Origin of the sequence: Grimontia indica, assembly GCF_000333895.2 — a bacterium.
Taxonomy (GTDB): Bacteria; Pseudomonadota; Gammaproteobacteria; order Enterobacterales; family Vibrionaceae; genus Enterovibrio; species Enterovibrio indicus.
Window position 1 is genome coordinate 80832 of the sequence record NZ_ANFM02000030.1, and the last position, 17961, is coordinate 98792.

The window sequence follows — 17961 nt, forward strand, 5'->3', positions numbered from 1 at the left end:
CATTAAATAAAAACTCAAATGCGAAAAATCATATTTAGCACCGAGTAGTTGGCGTGAGAGTTGCTTTATTCCCCTCAATAGAGATAAGAGAATCTCAAGAGGAATAAAATGACTAAAAATAATGATTCCAGTTGGATAAAGTCGACATGTGCATATTGCGGAGTAGGCTGTGGCATTGAGGCCAAAGTACAAGCGAATGGAAAACTGGAAGTTCGTGGCGATGAAGAGCATCCGGCAAATTTAGGAAAGCTTTGTTCAAAGGGCTTAAAGCTAGGGGAAACCGTCACTACTCAAGGGCGCATGCTCTCCCCTTCCATTCACGGCGAAGATTGCTCATGGGATGACGCGCTCTCCCATGTAGCCTCCACCTTCAGCGATACCATCGCTAAGTACGGACAGGACTCGGTCGCGTTTTATGTGTCAGGACAACTGTTGACCGAAGATTACTATGTCGTCAACAAGCTGATGAAAGGCTTTATCGGCAGTGCCAATATCGATACCAATTCCCGACTGTGTATGGCTTCCTCTGTCGTCGGACACAAACGCGCATTCGGTGAAGATGTCGTCCCTGGCAACTATGAAGATCTGGAGCTTGCTAACCTTGTGATTCTCACGGGCTCAAACCTCGCATGGTGTCACCCGGTTTTGTATCAACGCCTTAAAGCGGCAAAAGCACGTCATGGCACTAAGATCGTAGTCATCGACCCACGCGAAACAGCAAGTTGCGAAATTGCTGACCTCCACCTTCCCTTGTTCCCGGGCTCTGATATTGCGTTGTTCAACGGCTTGCTCGCCTATATGGCCAAGCTGAATCAGATTAACCAGCGATATGTCGATCAACACACCGAAGGCTTTGATGAAGCATTAGCGCTCGCCAAGCGTTTCTCAAACATCACGTCTGTGTCTTTGGCTACTGGCCTCAAAACTGCCGACATAGAAACCTTCTACCAGTGGTTCCGCTCAACACCGAAGACAGTGACTGTCTATTCGCAGGGTGTGAATCAATCTACCAGCGGTACAGACAAGGTAAACAGCATTCTCAACTGCCATATAGCAACAGGTCGGGTTGGTCAGCCGGGTTCCACGCCGTTTTCCATCACTGGACAACCTAACGCCATGGGAGGCCGTGAAGTTGGCGGTCTGGCCAACACGCTGGCCGCACATATGGAATTTGGTCATCCAGAACAATCCGAACTACTCAGTGAATTTTGGGATACCTCTAACCTTGCGACAAAGCCAGGTCTCAAAGCCATGGACATGTTCGAAGCGATTGAGACAGGCAAGATTAAAGCTCTCTGGGTGATGGCAACCAACCCAGCCGTCAGCCTCCCGGAAAGTAACCGGATTAATGCGATCCTCGCCAGTTGTCCCTATGTTGTTGTCTCTGATTGCGTTGAAAGTAATGACACTCTGAAGTACGCCCACGTTCGCCTCCCTGCACAAGGTTGGAGCGAGAAGTCAGGCACTGTCACCAACTCCGAACGCCGGATTTCCCGTCAGCGTCGCTTGTTGCCTACGCCAGGTATGGGCAAACCCGACTGGTGGATAGTCAGCGAAGTCGCAAAGAAAATGGGATTCGAACAGCAGTTCAGCTACCGCTCGGAACTGGATATCTTCAACGAGTATGTAGAACAAACCCGATTGGGAAATGAAGTCGGCACATCAACCGCACGTGCCCTGACGCTGGAAAGCCTTTCAGATATGACACCAGAAAATTACCAATCTTTCCCACCTAGGCAATGGCCTGCAAAAGATGGTGTTTGCCCAGAACGTCTATTTGGCGATGGAAACTATGCGACGCCGAATGGTAAAGGCAGATTTGTTGCCGTTGATTTCAAGCCACCCGCACTCTCTTTAAGCGAGCGCTACGGGCTTATATTGAATTCTGGGCGAATTCGAGACCAATGGCATACCATGACCCGCTCTGGGCTCTCTCCGTCGCTTTCAGAGAACGACAGCGTGCCTCAGCTTGAAATCCATCCCTTTGATGCAGCCGATCGAGGCATCAAAGACGGAAATTTGGTAAAAGTCGTGAGTGCCATTGGAGAACAGATGTTCATTGCCAAGGTCACTAGCAAGGTTTCCGTCGGGCAATGCTATGCCCCTATTCATTGGACACATACCAACTGTTCAGATGGCAAGGTGTGTACCGTCATTCCTTCCAACACGGATCCATTCTCTGGTCAACCTGAGTTCAAAGCGACGCCTGTTGAGGTGAAATCGGTAAAAACCTATCTCGATGCGCAGATTGTTTCTAGATCCCCGTTGGATAAAACAAAACTCAATGCTATCCCCGCTGCCTTCTGGGTATCACAGCAATGTGATGCCGGCGTTTTGTATTCACTCAAGCTAACTGTCAAAACATTGGAGTTGGAAGATCTATTAGCTGTATTGATGGATGATGGGCAGCCTACCCTGGTCACTGCATCCAGTGGCGAAGCACAACGGGTAGTCTCTCTTAAGTCAGGAGAGTTCGAACTTGCTGCTGCGATATATCCATCATCGCTAGCCGGGTCTCAACCCGATATTTCCCAGTTAATTTCAGCGGAAGCAGAGCCGGAAGTCATGCATGGTTTTCTTGCCGGCACGCTGAAAGCCAAATCACGAACCATCTGCACCTGTAAAAATGTCACCAAAGCAGACATTGAGAATGCCATCGATAACAGTGGCGTTTGTTCTGTGAAGTCGCTGGGTGAGTTAACTGGCGCAGGAACCGGTTGCGGCTCCTGCGTGGCGGAATTAGAGCAATTTATTGGGAACGCAAAGCCGATATCAATCACGTCGTATGAGCGTCAGGTTGAAAGCGCGTGCGGCAAGTAGTCGGGCTTATTTGGCAAACAGCTGGCCTTCGATATCTTTGAAGGCTTTAAACTCTAACGCGTTACCAGTTGGGTCAAGGAAAAACATCGTGGCCTGCTCACCGGGCTGGCCAACAAAACGGATGTAGGGCTCAATCACAAATTCGACGCCTTTGGATTTCAATCTATCCGCCAGTTGTTGCCAGTCTTCCATTTCCAGCACAACACCAATGTGCGGAACAGGCACTGACTTGGCATCAACAGCATTGTGATGAAGCTTGAGTGTGTTGTTTTCGCCAATGTTTGGATCATGATGAATCACCAGTTGGTGACCATAGAGATTGAAATCAACCCACTCATCGCTACTGCGCCCTTCTCCACAATTGAGGATATCCGCATAGAAACGTCGGGATTCTTCCAAGTGTCGCACTGGAATGGCGACATGAAATGGGGTTAATGCCATGACTTTCTCCTTGTCAAAGTATTGCTAGATAGCATAGGCCATAGAAAAGATAGAGATTGCCTTAAGGCTCGGAATGGACACACAAAAAAAGCACCCGTAGGTGCTTTTTCAATTTGGCGTGAAGAGATTACTTCTTCTTGCGTTTGTCAGTGATTTCCCACTTACCGTCGATAAACAGACCCGTCCAGCCAGAAGGCTTGCCGTCATCTTCGGTACGCACGTAGTTCTCTTTGCTCTTACGGCTAAAGCGAACCACTGCTTTGCGACCATCTGGATCTTCTGATGGTGCATCTGCCAGATATTTGAACTTCTCAGGCAGGCGTTCTTTGAAACGTGCCAGTTCTTCAACCAATGGTGCACGGGTTTCGCGCGATTTCGGGAAGTTACTTGCCGCCAGGAATAGACCTGATGCACCGTCACGAAGCACAAAGTACGCGTCTGAATTCTCACAAGGCAGTTCAGGGAAGTGAACTGGATCTTCTTTCGGTGGCGCGACTTCGCCATTCTTCAGGATCTTACGGGTGTTTTTACAGGTTTCGCTGGTGCAATCCATGTACTTACCGAAACGGCCGTTTTTCAGCACCATGTCGGAGCCACACTTGTCATACTCGACCACTGGGCCGTCGTAACCTTTCAGCTTGAACTCACCTTTCTCAACCACATAGCCATCACAACTTGGGTTGTTACCACAAACGTGCAACTTGCGGTCTTGGTCGATGAGGTAAGCATCCATCGCCGTTTCACACTTCGGACAACGTTTCTTCGCACGCAGCGCTGCGGTTTCAACGTCTTCTTCCAGAACGTTAACGATGCCTTCTTCATCCATCAGGTTGATGGTGGTTTTACAGCGCTCTTTCGGCGGCAGTGCATAACCAGAACAACCCAGGAATACGCCAGTCGAAGCAGTACGGATACCCATCTTGCGGCCACAGGTTGGACAGTCGATGTCGGTCATCACGATGCTGTTAGGCTTCATGCCACCTTCACCTTCTTCCAGCTCTGCTTTTTCCAGATCGCCGGTGAAGTCTTTGAAGAAGTTGTTCAGAACATTTTTCCAATCTTCTGAACCCATCGCGATTTGGTCGAGGTGCTCTTCCATACGCGCAGTGAAATCGTAGTCCATCAGATCAGCAAAGCTGTCATCCAGACGGTCTGTCACAATCTCACCCATCTTCTCTGCGTAGAAGCGACGCTGCTCTACACGCACATAGCCACGATCCTGAATCGTCGAAATGATCGCTGCATAAGTCGATGGACGGCCGATGCCACGCTTCTCAAGTTCTTTAACCAGCGCGGCTTCTGTGTAGCGCGCAGGTGGTTTGGTGAAGTGTTGCTTCGGATCCACTTTTTCCAAAGACAGAATCTCGCCCACATCAACATGCGGCAGTGTGGTGTCTTCGTTTTTACCCATTGGACGTTGAACACGTGTCCAACCATCAAAGCGCAAGGTACGGCCTTTTGCTTTCAGGGTAAATTCGCCAGCTTCCACGGTAATGGTGCTGGAGTCGTACTTCGCTGGCACCATCTGACAAGACACAAACTGACGCCAGATCAGGTCGTACAGACGATGGGCGTCTGGGTCCATGCCCTGAAGATCATCGGCTTTCACATCCACGCTTGAAGGACGGATCGCTTCGTGCGCTTCCTGTGCATTACCCTTTGAGCCGTAGACATTTGCTGATGAAGGCAGATAGTTGTCACCATACTCTGAGCCAATGAAACTGCGCGCAGCCTCAACCGCTTCTTTACTCAGGTTGGTCGAGTCAGTACGCATGTAGGTGATGTAACCTGCTTCGTACAGACGCTGAGCCAGCATCATGGTCTTCTTAACGCCGAAGCCCATGCGGGTGCTCGCCGCTTGTTGCAGCGTCGAGGTAATAAATGGTGCAGACGGCTTACTTGAGGTTGGACGGTCTTCACGGTCAACCACTTTGTAAGTCGCTTTCTGCAGCGCAGCCGTTGCTGCCATTGCCTGCTCTTCGTTCAGCGGTTTAAACGCTTCACGATTTTGCTGGGCAACAACCAGACGCAACGCATTTTGGCTCGCCGTGGTGGTGTCAGTGTGAATGTCCCAGTATTCCATTGGAATAAAGGCTTTGATTTCGTGCTCACGCTCAACCAGCAGCTTCACAGCAACTGACTGAACACGGCCCGCAGACAAACCACGCGCGACTTTTTTCCAAAGCAACGGAGACACCATAAAGCCCACAACACGGTCGAGGAAACGACGCGCCTGCTGAGCATTTACGCCATCCATGTTCAGCTCGCCCGGTGCTTCGAACGCCTGCTGGATTGCGTTTTTGGTTATTTCGTTAAACACAACGCGCTTGAAACGGCTTTCGTCACCGCCAATGATTTCCCGCAAGTGCCAGGCAATCGCCTCTCCCTCGCGGTCCAAATCCGTTGCGAGATAAACGTGGTCAGCTTTCTCTGCCAACGTTTTCAGTTCCTGCACGACTTTTTCTTTGCCCGGCAGGATTTGATAATTCGCTTTCCAGTTGCGGTATGGGTCAACACCCATTTTGTTGATCAGCGCGTTTTTGTCTTTCTCTTTTTTGATGCGCTCTTTCTCTTCCGCACTCAACCCTTTGGTTGAAACTGGCGTTGCTTTCTTGCCGCCTTGCGCGGCACCGGTAGGCAGATCTCGGACATGACCTACGCTCGATTTAACGATGAAGTCTTTGCCCAGATATTTATTGATCGTTTTTGCCTTTGCCGGGGACTCCACGATAACGAGAGATTTACCCATAGTGACCCAATACGCCCTCGCGTTTCTCATTCATAAAATTCATTCAGATCGCTGGCAATCGATGAGCTTTCCAACTCCAGTGCCATGCTGACGCTTTTTTTAATATTGAGCGACTCGATCCGAATATCAACCAGTTTCTATCTAATTTCCCCTGATTGGTCGCTGCTTCCCCAGTTGTTGTTCATTTGTTAACAACAAGTCTGCACTATCAGGGAAATGTTGCCGTCTCACTTTTATTAGTCGAGGATATCTTAGACCGCTAGCCCTTTAGCGCCGCACTTTTACCCTCTATTCGTCATTGCTAAGAAAGCATGACTGAAAGTGCAGCCTAAAGCAGACAGGCGCGCTAATCATTACCATTGACCGAAGCATCTTTACCATTTCACATCGAATTTTTCTGGCTTGGCTCACAATAAGTAGCGGAAGCCGCAAAATAATGAGGCTTTGTTCAAACCTACTGTTTTTTCCTTTCCCGGCGCTATAATGCCCCTTCATTTCACTACCCGAATCGAGAAGAGAATGGCTGAGAAAACACCTATCAGCGCTAACGATTTACTGAAAATCGCAAACGAAATGATCCGTGAGCATGATGCTTACATCGAAGGCATGAACACTGACTCTGTCGAAGAAAAAGCCGGCGTCATGATCTTCAAAGGGGAGTATTTTTTAGACGAAAACGGACTGCCAACCCCTAAAACCACTGCCGTATTTAATATGTTTAAGTACCTGGCACACCAGTTGTCAAAGCAATATACGATTCAGTAGTTTTATAAACTTAAATGACCTAAAAATGCTGGGTTCAGTGATAAAAATGCCACCTTTCGGTGGCATTTTTATCTTTAACCTTCAAACACTGCTGTGTCTTTTTTCTCGTCCTGATGGACATCATCACCGCCACCAGAACCCGGCTTCTGACCGCGTCCTTTCGGATCTGGGCCAAACTGATTTGGACCCGGTGTACCATCAAGAATGCCTAACTCCACCAGCGCGAAGATAGGACCTACCAACGGCAGAAAAGTCACAATAATCCACCAAGGGCTCTTGTTTCTGTCTTTCAGCCGTTTGATGTTCAGCGCGATAGAAGCATAAATGGCAAATAGTGAAATCGCCAATGCCAGTGCATCAAGCACCACATTCCCGCCCTGATAGAAGAAAGTTGGCAACACCATAATCAATACCGGAACGCTGTACAGCCAGTAATCTCTGCGTCGCATCCGGCCTTCAAACGAGAGCAGTGCCCACTTTTGATTGTTCATTTTTACTCCTAAACGATTGGTCGCTGACCGCGGCTAATCCACTTCAGCAGCACACGGTCTAGCGCTTCTGCCGACGCACCGGCCAATTTTTCTGCCAGTTTCTTGCGTTGAACATAACGCACGCCCAGCACATCTTTTTCTTTCACTGCCGACACCAGATAATCGTCACTGGTACCAATGCTGTCAATTAATCCCAGTGGCAGTGCCTGATTGCCAAACCAATGCTCACCAGTGGCCACTTTTTCAAGATCCAACGATGGACGGTGGTCAGCAATAAAGTCTTTGAACAGTGTGTGAGTTTCTTCCAGCTCACTGACAAATTTCTCACGCGCCTTGTCGGTATTTTCGCCAAACATGGTTAACGTGCGTTTGAATTCACCTGCAGTCAATTGCTCAAATTCAATGTCATGCTTTTTAAGCAGTTTGTTGAAGTTTGGCAACTGTGCAATCACACCGATAGAACCTACTACGGCAAAAGGCGCTGCAACGATCTTGTCTGCCACACATGCCATCATATAACCGCCACTTGCAGCTACTTTATCCACCGCAGCTGTCAGCGGTATGCCTGCTTGCTTGATGCGATCAAGTTGTGAAGAAGCAAGGCCATATGCGTGAACCATGCCACCACCACTTTCAAGGCGCACCAGCACTTCATCACCCTCTTTGGCAACAGCCAGAATTGCCGTCACTTCTTCTCGCAAAGAAGCCACTTCACGTGCATCGATACTGCCTTTAAAATCCAAGACGAAAACATGTGGTTTACGGCTTTGTTCCAGCGTTGCCGTATCTGTCATTTTCTTCGCTTCATTCTTGGCGTCTTTAGCCTTCGCTTTCTCCGCTTTTTTATCTGCTTTGTCGCGCGCTTTTAATGCCGCTTCATCGTAGAGATGCGATTCCATCGAATGCACTAAATCTTTATGTTTTTCAGTCAGGTTAGTGATTTCTAACTCACCTTTTTGAGACTGTTTTCCGCCAGCGCTTTTAGCAATAATAAGCACGACGATCACGGCGACTGCAAAGGTCAGCACTTTCGCCAGGAAAAGGCCGTAATCAAGCAAGAATTCCAAACTTAGTTCCTCGTTTATTGTTGTTTCTGTGTACTTTTATTGAGCACAGATTTATGTGAATCCCGTCATTCTACTAGACATGAATACCCAAACAACCTCGTATGTCGCTTTCTTTACATCACCAGGTTGTTTCTTCCTCCCAAGCAGCCTTAAAATGCGAGCTTACAACAGTGTCTTTCACTCGCATGATGACGAGTGGCAAGTTTAGCAGGCACGCAAGATCAAAATGAAAAGGATATTGTAACGTGGAGTATCAAGTAGCAGCCGACGCATTGAATGGCAAAGTAATTCTGGTTACCGGCGCAGGCGACGGTATTGGTCGCCAGGCTGCCATCAGTTACGCACAACACGGTGCAACAGTGATTTTGCTGGGACGCACAGTGAAGAAGCTGGAAAGCGTTTACGACGAAATCGAAGCCGCAGGTTACCCGCAACCAGCGATAATTCCGCTCGATATGATGGGTGCAACCCGCCAGCATTATTTGGATATGACCGACACCATCGAGCAGCAATTCGGTAAGCTGGACGGTGTTTTACACAACGCAGGCATGCTGGGCGTGCTGAGCCCATTCGATCAAATCGAAGAAAAAGCCTACGACGAAGTCATGCAGGTGAACGTGAAAGCGACTTTCATGATGACTCAGGCACTGATGCCTTTGATTCAAAAGTCTAAAGATGGCCGTATCGTTTTCACTTCATCGACAGTAGGGCATTCAGGACGTGCGTTTTGGGGCACCTATGCTATCTCTAAATTCGCGACTGAAGGTATGATGCAAGTGCTGGCTGATGAGCTCAGCAACACCACGGTGAAGGTCAACGCCATCAATCCAGGTGGTACACGCACTAAAATGCGTGCATCGGCTTTCCCTGCTGAAGATGCCAACAACCTTAAAACACCATTGGATATCATGCCGCTGTACCTTTACCTGATGGCACCTGAAGGCAAAGACGTGAATGGTCAGTGTATTGATGCTCAGCCGAAATAAAGCATCTAGGCTCTAGATGCTAGAAAACGACAAAAGCCAGCATCTCTGCTGGCTTTTTCTTTATATATTCCAAACCATTAACGTGGCTTGCGGTTTCCACCTGTCTTCTTCTGACGGGTAGAAGGCTGACCGGAACGGTTTGCACCAGGTTTACCTGGACGACCACCACCTGTGCGGGTGCGGTTACCAGCTGGTTGACCACCACGACGGTTACGTGGTTTGCGGGTTTCACCAGACTCAACACGCTCTTCATAACGGCGTACTGCACGGCGAATCTTTTGCGCACGCGCTTTACGTTTCTTGGTTTCTGGGTCGATCATGGTTTCTTGTTCTGCACGCAGTTCTACCATCTCACGAAGGTAGTTCACATCGTTCAGTTCAAGCTCCATCCAGCCGCCACGTGGCAATTCTTTGCTCAGGTAGATATCACCGTAGCGAACACGCTTAAGACGGCTCACAGTCACGCCCTGAGTTTCCCACAGACGACGTACTTCGCGGTTACGACCTTCAGTGATCACCACGTAGAAGGTGTGATTTGAACCTTCACCACCTGCGTAAACCACGTCTTCGAAACGTGCTTCACCGTCTTCCAGTTCAACACCGCGAACCAGATTACGAACCATCTCTTCGTTAACTTCGCCGAATACACGAACCATGTATTCGCGCTGCACCTGACGGCTTGGGTGCATCAAACGGTTTGCCAGTTCACCATCTGTGGTGAAAAGCAGAAGACCCGAGGTATTTGCGTCCAGACGGCCTACTGCCACCCAGCGTGCGCCATTCAGGCGTGGCAGGCGGTCAAACACGGTGCGGCGACCTTCTGGATCGCTGCGGGTACACAATTCGCCTTCCGGCTTGTTGTATGCCAGAACACGACAAACTTGTTCAGAAGACGCAGAAATTTGCACATGGTGACCATCAACACGTACGTTAGCATTCAGGTCTTCCAAACGGTCACCCAGTTTTGCTACTACACCGTTAACACTCACTCGGCCGGACTGAATCATGCCCTCGATTTCACGACGTGAACCAAGACCTGCACGGGCCAGCACCTTCTGTAATTTTTCGCTCATTGACTAACTACCTTACTGTCGCCTTCACAGGCGTCGATGTCGGAAAGAAAACCTTTGGAGGCGCGACTGAGCGCGGATCTAAGGCAACGGCGTATTATGCCAAAATGCACACAATGACACCACATAATTTCACGGAATCGATAATGGCTGAATCTGGCAATTTTCGTTTGCACTCAGCCATTTTATTTAACTGAGAGTTTTTGCCCAATTGCCCCTCTTCTAGCCTATTCAAAAGGAGAGGTATCGCCTGTACCACGACGGAGAATTTCAGGCTCATCTTCGCTGAGATCGATGACTGTAGTTGGCTGCTCGCCCAGGTAACCACCGTTGAGAATACAGTCGACGGCATGTTCCAACTGGTCACGGATCGCCTCCGGATCAGACTCTGTATGCTCATTCCCCGGTAAGATTAGCGAAGTGGACATCATCGGCTCGCCCAACGCCTCAAGTAAATCCAGCGCAATTTGGTTGTCCGGCACACGGATACCGATGGTTTTACGCTTAGGATTCATCAGTCGGCGAGGTACTTCTTTGGTCGCTTTCAAGATGAAAGTGTAACAACCCGGCGTGTTGTTACGAATCAGGCGGTAAGCACTGTTGTCGACGCGGGCATAGACCGAAAGTTCAGACAAATCACGGCACATCAGCGTGAAGTTATGTCTGTCGTCCAGTCGACGAATGCGACAGATTCGCTCAAGTGCTTGTTTGTTTTCCAACTGGCAACCCAGCGCATAGCCAGAATCCGTTGGATAGATAATCACACCACCGTTGCGAACAATCGCAACAGCTTGATTGATAAGACGTGCTTGCGGGTTTTCAGGATGCACGTAAAAGAATTGGCTCACACTTCCTCCTCATGAGACATTTCTGCCTCGGCAATCTCGGGCAAAGACCAGTTTTCCCAGACTTCCTTACAACCTTTCGGTAAGTATAAGTTACGACCCAACTCCAGCCACGGTGAAGGGTAATGAAAATCAGAGCCTTGGGAACCGGCTAACCCGAACTGAATAGCGTAGTCGCCCAGCAGACGACGTTCATTGGGCGATTGTTGTGGCTGTGCAACTTCCATTGCATCACCACCTGCATCAACAAAAACCTGAAGCAGGCGTTTCAGCCATTTAGCGGTAAGTTTATACCGACCAGGATGAGCCAGCACGGCTTGACCACCCGCTTTGTGAATAACATCAACGGCTTCCTGAATCGTACACCAGTTTGGTGGTACATAACCTGGGTTGCCGCGGGTCAGATATTTTTTGAATACGGCCTGCATGTTTTTCACATGCCCCTGCTCCACCATCCAACGGGCAAAGTGGGCGCGTGTAAGCGCGACATCGCCTGCCAGCGCTTTTGTGCCTTCGAGCGCGCCGGGCATACGCTGCTTTTCCAAGCGTTCTGCAATTTGTACTGCACGTTCATCGCGGCGTGCTGACTGCTCAACGATCAGTTTCTGCAATTCAGGAGATTCTGGGTCGATGCTGAGACCGACGACATGGATGTCTTTGTTTTCCCAAACCGTCGATATTTCAATACCATTGACGATGTGTAATGGCAGATTGTCACGGGCAACCACTGCTTTGGCTTCTTCCAGCCCTGCCACCGTATCGTGATCGGTAATCGCAAGTACATTGACGCGAAAATCAACCGCGCGCTTGACCAAGTCTTCCGGTGTGAAGCGCCCATCCGACGCTGTTGTGTGGCTATGTAGATCAAATAGCATTCATTTTCTTCTATTTGTTGCTTGACTTCGCCACCATATACTAGTTAACTAGTACACGATTACTTATTCAAATGGATTTCGTCTTCATGGTACAGCATAACCTCATCCAACAAACAGCACTGATTAACTGGTGGTGGCACTCCCAATAGCGGGCGGTGTGATGAGTGATATCTCAAGGAAAGACGACACCAAGCCCGCATAACGCGGGTTTTTTTGTTCCTATTTTTTTCCCGGGAACTGGATTGGGAATGACAAGCTAAGGACTCAGATTATGATCATTGTGCTAAAGCCTCAGGCAACAGAACAAGAAGCAAAACACATCCTGAACAAGATTGAGAACGCTGGCCTGAAGCCACTTTACATGCCGGGTGTAGAGCGCATTGTTTTGGGCGCACTGGGTGATGAACGCGTATTGCAGAAGCTTCATCTGGACAGCGATCCACTGGTTGAAGAAGTCAAACCTATCCTGACCAAATACAAAATGGTGTCCCGCGAAGTACAGGCACACAACAGCGTGGTCCGCATCGGTAATGTGCCAGTTGGCGGCGACAAATTCGCGGTTATCGCAGGTCCATGCTCTGTAGAATCCGAACAACAATTGATGTCTGTTGCAGATGTCGTCAAAGGTCATGGCGCAGTTGCCCTTCGTGGCGGCGCTTACAAGCCCCGCACCAGCCCTTATGACTTCCAGGGCATGGGCGTTGAAGGCCTGAAACTGCTTAAACAAGCAAGTGAAGCTGCCGGCATGCCAACCGTTTCTGAAGTCATGGAAGTCGGTCAAGTTGATTCATTGTGTGAATACATCGACTGCTTGCAAATTGGCGCACGCAATATGCAGAACTACGGATTGTTAAAAGCAGTTGGCGAAACAGGTAAACCGGTCTTGTTAAAACGCGGACTTTCCGCCACTATCGAGGAACTGTTGCTGGCGGCAGAATATATCTATGATGCTGGCAACCCGAACATTATTCTCTGTGAGCGCGGCATTCGTACATTTGAAACAGCAACGCGTAATACTTTGGATTTAAATGCAGTCGCTTACATCAAACAGCGCAGCCACTTGCCAGTGGTCGTCGACCCAAGTCATGGCACCGGCGTACGTGAGCTTGTCATTCCATTGTCTCGTGCGGCAGCAGCGGTAGGCGCCGACGGTATCATCGTTGAAAGCCACCTCAATCCAGCAGAAGCGCTGTCAGATGGGCATCAAGCACTGACAGGGGAAATGTTCGCGCAGTTAATGCAAGAATTGAAACCATTTGTAGAAGCAGCAGGGAGAACGCTGTGAAAAACCACGCTTTAAATAAAGGCGAACTCGACGTATTGAGCCTGGATGTGCCATACGTCGCTGCACCCACTGAACTGTATGCGGCGATCTGTCAGGATCGCCCACATAGCCTGTTACTTGAATCTGCCGAGATTGATTCCAAACAGGATCTCAAAAGCCTGATGTTGGTCGATGCAGCTGTGCGTATCGTTTGTCGTGGCCGCACGGTTGAACTCGAAGCTAAGAGCCAAAACGGCCACAACGTGCTTGATGCCGTTGAAGCTGAACTCACCAGCCAACAACTTGCTATTGAAAGTGAACGTCAGCCAGAGCTGCTGACCTTACACTTTGCTGAAGAAAACCGCACACTGGATGAAGACGCCCGTCTGCGCCAGCCATCCCCTTTTGATGCGCTGCGTTTGGTTCAGCATGCTTTCAAACTGGATGGTCTGCCAGACGAAGCATTGTTTGTCGGTGGTTTGTTTGCCTACGACTTAGTCGCACAATTTGAACCGTTGCCAGAAGTGGAATCCGGTAACCGTTGTCCTGACTACCTGTTTTATGTTGCGGAAACCCTTTTGGTTATCGACCACCAACGTCGCAAAGCCAAGCTTCAGGCAACCCAGTTTGGTGGCAACGAAAACACCGAAACCTACTTTGATTTAAGCCGTCGCTTACAGGCAATTCGGGAAAGCTGCCTGAATCCAACCGAAATGCCTTCTGCGAAGCAACTGGACAGTGTTGATGTGGCAGTCTCTGTCAGCGACGAAGATTTCTGCAATGCTGTCGATGAGCTCAAAGGCTATGTGGTAAAAGGCGATGTTTTCCAAGTCGTGCCTAGCCGTCGCTTCACTTTGCCATGCCCTTCTCCACTGAACGCTTACCTGAAACTCAAACAAGGCAACCCGAGCCCTTACATGTTCTACATGCAGGATGAGGAGTTCACCCTGTTTGGCGCGTCTCCGGAAAGTGCACTGAAATACAGCAAAGACACCAATCAAGTTGAAATCTACCCGATCGCAGGTACACGCCATCGCGGTAAAAACAGTGATGGTTCCATCAACCTTGATCTGGATGGTCGTATAGAACTTGAACTTCGCAACGACATCAAGGAAAAAGCCGAGCACATGATGCTGGTTGATTTGGCGCGAAACGATGTGGCTCGCATCAGTGAACCTGGTACCCGCTATGTTGCTGATCTTCTTCAAGTTGACCGTTACAGTCACGTGATGCATTTGGTGTCGCGCGTTGTCGGACAGCTTCGTCATGATTTGGATGCTCTGCATGCTTACCAAGCCTGCATGAACATGGGTACCTTGACGGGTGCTCCGAAAATCCGTGCCATGCAATTGATTCGCGAGTTCGAGCAAAGCCGTCGCGGCAGCTATGGTGGCGCAGTCGGTTACATTACCGGTCACGGTGATATGGATACCTGTATCGTTATCCGCTCCGCCTATGTAGAAGATGGTATTGCACAAGTTCAAGCCGGTGCCGGTGTGGTGTTTGATTCTGTGCCTCAGGCAGAAGCAGACGAAACCCGCGGCAAAGCCGCTGCCGTTCTTACCGCGATTCGCGCAGCACATACAGGAGCATAAGCATGAGCAATCAGGTCAATGCACATATTGTGCTCATCGATAACTTCGACTCATTCACTTACAATCTGGTCGATCAATTCCGCTCACTCGGTTACCCGGTCACGATTTACCGAAACAGCCTGAGTGCAGACCAAATCGAACAGGCACTGTCTGAGCTCAACAACCCAGTGGTTGTATTGTCGCCAGGCCCTGGTGCACCTTCAGAAGCAGGCTGTATGCCAGAGCTGATTCTAAAACTGAAAGGCAAAGTGCCAATGATTGGTATTTGCCTCGGCCAACAAGCGATTACCGAAGCTTACGGCGGTACTGTTGCCGGCGCAGGTGAAATCGTTCATGGCAAAGCGTCACTCATGACACACAACGGCCACGATGTATTTGGAAGCATCGAAAGCCCGCTGACGATTGCCCGATACCACTCTTTGGTTGCGACCAAGGTACCAGACTCACTGGATGTGATTGCGGATGTGGATGGGCTGGTGATGGCAGTTGTTAACGACAACGACAAAGTCGTGGGTTTCCAATTCCACCCGGAATCCATTCTCACAACAAAAGGCGCAGACCTTTTAACCAATACCATTAACTGGGCTACACAAGCGCGCTGATCGACAGGACAAGGAGAGCATTATGGAAGCGATTATTAACAAACTTTACGACCAGACATCTTTGTCGCAGGAAGAAAGCCATCAGCTGTTTGATACCATCATCAAAGGCGAGCTTGACCCAATTCTGTTGTCAGCAGCGCTGACCGCATTGAAAATCAAAGGCGAAACGCCAGAAGAAATTGCGGGTGCAGCGTCTGCACTCACTGAAAACGCCAACCCATTTCCAACTCCGGATTACGATTTCGCTGACATCGTTGGCACCGGTGGTGATGGCGCAAACACCATCAACATTTCAACCACCGCAGCATTCGTTGCTGCAGCATGTGGCGTGAAAGTCGCCAAGCACGGCAACCGCGGTGTTTCGAGCAAGTCGGGGTCTTCAGACCTGTTAGCGGCATTTGGTATCGATCTGGCAATGAGCCCTGAAACCGCGCGCGGTGCACTGGATGATTTGGGTGTGTGCTTCCTGTTCGCGCCTCAGTATCACAGCGGTGTTCGCCATGCGATGCCGGTTCGTCAAACCATGAAAACCCGCACCATCTTCAACTTGCTGGGCCCACTGATTAACCCTGCGAAGCCAACGCTGGAATTGATGGGTGTGTACGATAAATCACTGGTTCGCCCTATTGCTGAAACCATGCTGAATCTCAACATGAAGCGCGCAGCCGTTGTTCACGGCAGTGGTTTGGATGAAGTAGCGATTCACGGTGAAACAACCGTCGCGGAAATCAAAGACGGTGTCATCACCGAATATACACTGACGCCGGAAGACTTTGGCGTTCAGACCTACCCGCTTGAATCCATCAAAGGCGGTACGCCGGAAGAAAACCGCGAAATCATTTCGCAAATTCTGCAAGGCAAAGGCACCAACGCACAGCAATCTGCTGTCGCTGTTAACGTGGCATTACTGCTGCGTCTGTTTGGACAAGAAGATCTCAAAGCTAACACGCAAAAAGCGCTGGATGTGATGAATAGTGGTAAGCCATTCGAACTGGTTCAGCAACTGGCATCTCGGAGCAACTAATGGAAACGGTACTGGCAAAAATTGTTGAAGACAAAAAAGACTGGGTAGCGGCGCGTAAAGAGTCGCAACCACTAGAGAGTTTTATTAACGACGTGGTACCCAGCGATCGTAGCTTCTACGACGCACTTTCCGGCAATCCGGCGAAGTTCATTCTCGAGTGCAAAAAGGCGTCACCGTCCAAGGGCCTGATTCGTGACGACTTTGATCTAAACTACATCGCGAGTGTTTACGGCAAACATGCCGCTGCGATTTCAGTATTGACGGATGAAAAGTACTTTCAGGGCAATTTTGACTTTCTGCCGGTTGTTCGTTCGCAAGTGCCTTGTCCTGTGCTTTGCAAAGATTTCATGGTCGACACCTATCAGGTGTACCTTGCGCGCCATCATCAAGCCGACGCCATTCTGTTGATGCTGTCTGTGCTTAACGATGAAGAATACCAAACACTTGCAGCGGCGGCGCATGAGCTGAACCTCGGTGTATTGACGGAAGTCAGCAACGAAGAAGAACTGGAGCGTGCTATTGCTCTCAATGCCAAAGTTGTTGGCATCAATAACCGCAACTTGCGTGACCTAAGCATCGACCTGAACCGTACCAAAGAACTGGCACCTCGCCTGCCTGATGATCGCATTGTGATTTCAGAGTCGGGTATTTATACCCACCAGCAAATCCGCGAATTGGCACCGTTTGCGAATGGCTTCCTGATTGGTAGCTCGCTGATGGCAGAAGCCGATGTTGAGCAGGCGGTTCGCCGTGTGCTTTACGGTGACAACAAGGTGTGTGGTCTAACCCGTGCCGAAGATGCCAAAGCGGCTTACGATTCTTATGCCAACTATGGCGGCCTGATTTTCGTTGAGAAGTCTCCACGTTATGTGGATTTAGACGCAGCGCGAAAAGTGATGGAAGGCGCGCCGCTGCAATACGTTGGCGTGTTCCAGAACCACGACCTGAACCATGTCGCTGACACCGCAAAAGCGCTAGATCTGGCAGCGGTTCAACTCCACGGCAATGAGAACAGCGAATACGTGAAACAGCTTCGTGCCGAGTTGCCGAAAGGTACCCAGATTTGGAAAGCGCATGGCGTAAGCGACACGGTTCCTCACATTGAACCTGACGCTGACCGCAATCTTCTGGACAGCCGCGTCGGCAACCAAAGTGGCGGAACAGGGACACAGTTCGACTGGTCTTTGGTGCCGGACGAACAAAAAGAAAGCCTGATGCTTGCCGGTGGCCTGTCATCAGAGAACGCAAAAGAAGCTGCGCAAATCGGCTGTGCGGGACTCGATTTTAACTCGGGCGTGGAAAGCGAACCGGGTATCAAAGATAAAGACAAATTGGACGCTGCATTTACGGCGCTGAGAGATTACTAA

15 protein-coding genes and 1 other annotated feature are annotated in these 17961 nt (G+C 49.7%); of the genes, 8 read left to right on the forward strand and 7 right to left on the reverse strand.

Annotated elements, in window-relative coordinates:
- Positions 1–108 precede the first annotated feature (108 nt).
- The gene (locus D515_RS16630) at positions 109–2820 is read left to right on the forward strand and encodes a nitrate reductase (protein WP_002540183.1); all 2712 of its coding nucleotides are present in this window, start codon (positions 109–111) and stop codon (positions 2818–2820) included.
- A gap of 6 nt (positions 2821–2826) precedes the next feature.
- Here D515_RS16630 and D515_RS16635 read toward each other — a convergent pair whose 3' ends face one another.
- Together D515_RS16635 and topA are read right to left on the reverse strand one after the other, a co-directional pair.
- Positions 2827–3261, reverse strand: a complete 435-nt coding sequence (locus D515_RS16635; protein ID WP_002540184.1) for a VOC family protein — start codon at positions 3259–3261, stop codon at positions 2827–2829.
- 127 nt (positions 3262–3388) lie between these two features.
- Complete coding sequence (topA, locus tag D515_RS16640) at positions 3389–6010, reverse strand: type I DNA topoisomerase (RefSeq protein WP_002540185.1); 2622 nt, start codon at positions 6008–6010, stop codon at positions 3389–3391.
- 519 nt (positions 6011–6529) lie between these two features.
- On the opposite strand from topA, the gene D515_RS16645 reads away from it, so the two are divergent.
- Positions 6530–6775: a YciN family protein gene (locus tag D515_RS16645; RefSeq protein WP_002540186.1), complete on the forward strand. Its 246-nt coding sequence runs from the start codon at positions 6530–6532 to the stop codon at positions 6773–6775.
- Positions 6776–6849: 74 nt separating this feature from the next.
- Here the strand turns inward: D515_RS16645 and D515_RS16650 are convergent, their stop codons facing one another.
- Both D515_RS16650 and sohB read right to left on the reverse strand, forming a co-directional pair.
- The gene (locus D515_RS16650) at positions 6850–7266 is read right to left on the reverse strand and encodes a DUF805 domain-containing protein (RefSeq protein ID WP_002540187.1); all 417 of its coding nucleotides are present in this window, start codon (positions 7264–7266) and stop codon (positions 6850–6852) included.
- Positions 7267–7274: 8 nt separating this feature from the next.
- The gene (gene sohB, locus D515_RS16655) at positions 7275–8333 is read right to left on the reverse strand and encodes a protease SohB (protein WP_002540188.1); all 1059 of its coding nucleotides are present in this window, start codon (positions 8331–8333) and stop codon (positions 7275–7277) included.
- 245 nt (positions 8334–8578) lie between these two features.
- Here sohB and D515_RS16660 point away from each other — a divergent pair, with 245 nt between their 5' ends.
- Entirely contained in the window at positions 8579–9319 is a 741-nt protein-coding gene (locus tag D515_RS16660; protein ID WP_002540189.1) for a YciK family oxidoreductase, read from the forward strand.
- Between the two features lie 77 nt (positions 9320–9396).
- On the opposite strand, the gene rluB is transcribed toward D515_RS16660, so the two are convergent.
- From rluB to rnm, 3 genes are all read right to left on the reverse strand, one after another.
- Positions 9397–10392 (reverse strand): 23S rRNA pseudouridine(2605) synthase RluB, encoded by a 996-nt coding sequence (gene rluB / locus D515_RS16665; protein WP_002540190.1) that lies wholly within the window; start codon positions 10390–10392, stop codon positions 9397–9399.
- A gap of 224 nt (positions 10393–10616) precedes the next feature.
- On the reverse strand, positions 10617–11237 hold the full coding sequence (locus D515_RS16670) for an L-threonylcarbamoyladenylate synthase (RefSeq protein ID WP_002540191.1): 621 nt from the start codon (positions 11235–11237) through the stop codon (positions 10617–10619).
- Complete coding sequence (rnm, locus tag D515_RS16675; RefSeq protein WP_002540192.1) at positions 11234–12109, reverse strand: RNase RNM; 876 nt, start codon at positions 12107–12109, stop codon at positions 11234–11236. The genes D515_RS16670 and rnm overlap by 4 nt, the downstream gene beginning before the upstream one ends.
- Before the next feature lie 122 nt (positions 12110–12231).
- Positions 12232–12326: a sequence feature (Trp leader region), on the forward strand.
- Positions 12327–12380: 54 nt separating this feature from the next.
- Here rnm and aroF point away from each other — a divergent pair.
- The 5 genes from aroF to trpCF are packed head-to-tail and all read left to right on the forward strand — an operon-like array spanning position 12381 to position 17961.
- Positions 12381–13394 (forward strand): 3-deoxy-7-phosphoheptulonate synthase, encoded by a 1014-nt coding sequence (gene aroF, locus D515_RS16680; RefSeq protein WP_002540193.1) that lies wholly within the window; start codon positions 12381–12383, stop codon positions 13392–13394.
- Positions 13391–14968 (forward strand): anthranilate synthase component 1, encoded by a 1578-nt coding sequence (locus D515_RS16685; RefSeq protein WP_002540194.1) that lies wholly within the window; start codon positions 13391–13393, stop codon positions 14966–14968. The genes aroF and D515_RS16685 overlap by 4 nt, the downstream gene beginning before the upstream one ends.
- A 2-nt stretch (positions 14969–14970) precedes the next feature.
- Positions 14971–15570 (forward strand): aminodeoxychorismate/anthranilate synthase component II, encoded by a 600-nt coding sequence (locus tag D515_RS16690; RefSeq protein ID WP_002540195.1) that lies wholly within the window; start codon positions 14971–14973, stop codon positions 15568–15570.
- A 22-nt stretch (positions 15571–15592) separates the two neighbouring features.
- Complete coding sequence (gene trpD, locus D515_RS16695) at positions 15593–16594, forward strand: anthranilate phosphoribosyltransferase (RefSeq protein ID WP_002540196.1); 1002 nt, start codon at positions 15593–15595, stop codon at positions 16592–16594.
- Entirely contained in the window at positions 16594–17961 is a 1368-nt protein-coding gene (gene trpCF / locus D515_RS16700; RefSeq protein WP_002540197.1) for a bifunctional indole-3-glycerol-phosphate synthase TrpC/phosphoribosylanthranilate isomerase TrpF, read from the forward strand. The genes trpD and trpCF overlap by 1 nt, the downstream gene beginning before the upstream one ends.

Coding starts and splice junctions, on each gene's coding strand:
- trpCF (WP_002540197.1), top strand. CDS start 16,594: ATGGAAACGGTACTGGCAAAAATTGTTGAAGACAAAAAAGACTGGGTA.
- D515_RS16690 (WP_002540195.1), top strand. CDS start 14,971: ATGAGCAATCAGGTCAATGCACATATTGTGCTCATCGATAACTTCGAC.
- trpD (WP_002540196.1), top strand. CDS start 15,593: ATGGAAGCGATTATTAACAAACTTTACGACCAGACATCTTTGTCGCAG.
- D515_RS16630 (WP_002540183.1), top strand. CDS start 109: ATGACTAAAAATAATGATTCCAGTTGGATAAAGTCGACATGTGCATAT.
- aroF (WP_002540193.1), top strand. CDS start 12,381: ATGATCATTGTGCTAAAGCCTCAGGCAACAGAACAAGAAGCAAAACAC.
- topA (WP_002540185.1), bottom strand. CDS start 6,010: ATGGGTAAATCTCTCGTTATCGTGGAGTCCCCGGCAAAGGCAAAAACG.
- D515_RS16645 (WP_002540186.1), top strand. CDS start 6,530: ATGGCTGAGAAAACACCTATCAGCGCTAACGATTTACTGAAAATCGCA.
- rluB (WP_002540190.1), bottom strand. CDS start 10,392: ATGAGCGAAAAATTACAGAAGGTGCTGGCCCGTGCAGGTCTTGGTTCA.
- rnm (WP_002540192.1), bottom strand. CDS start 12,109: ATGCTATTTGATCTACATAGCCACACAACAGCGTCGGATGGGCGCTTC.
- D515_RS16635 (WP_002540184.1), bottom strand. CDS start 3,261: ATGGCATTAACCCCATTTCATGTCGCCATTCCAGTGCGACACTTGGAA.
- D515_RS16650 (WP_002540187.1), bottom strand. CDS start 7,266: ATGAACAATCAAAAGTGGGCACTGCTCTCGTTTGAAGGCCGGATGCGA.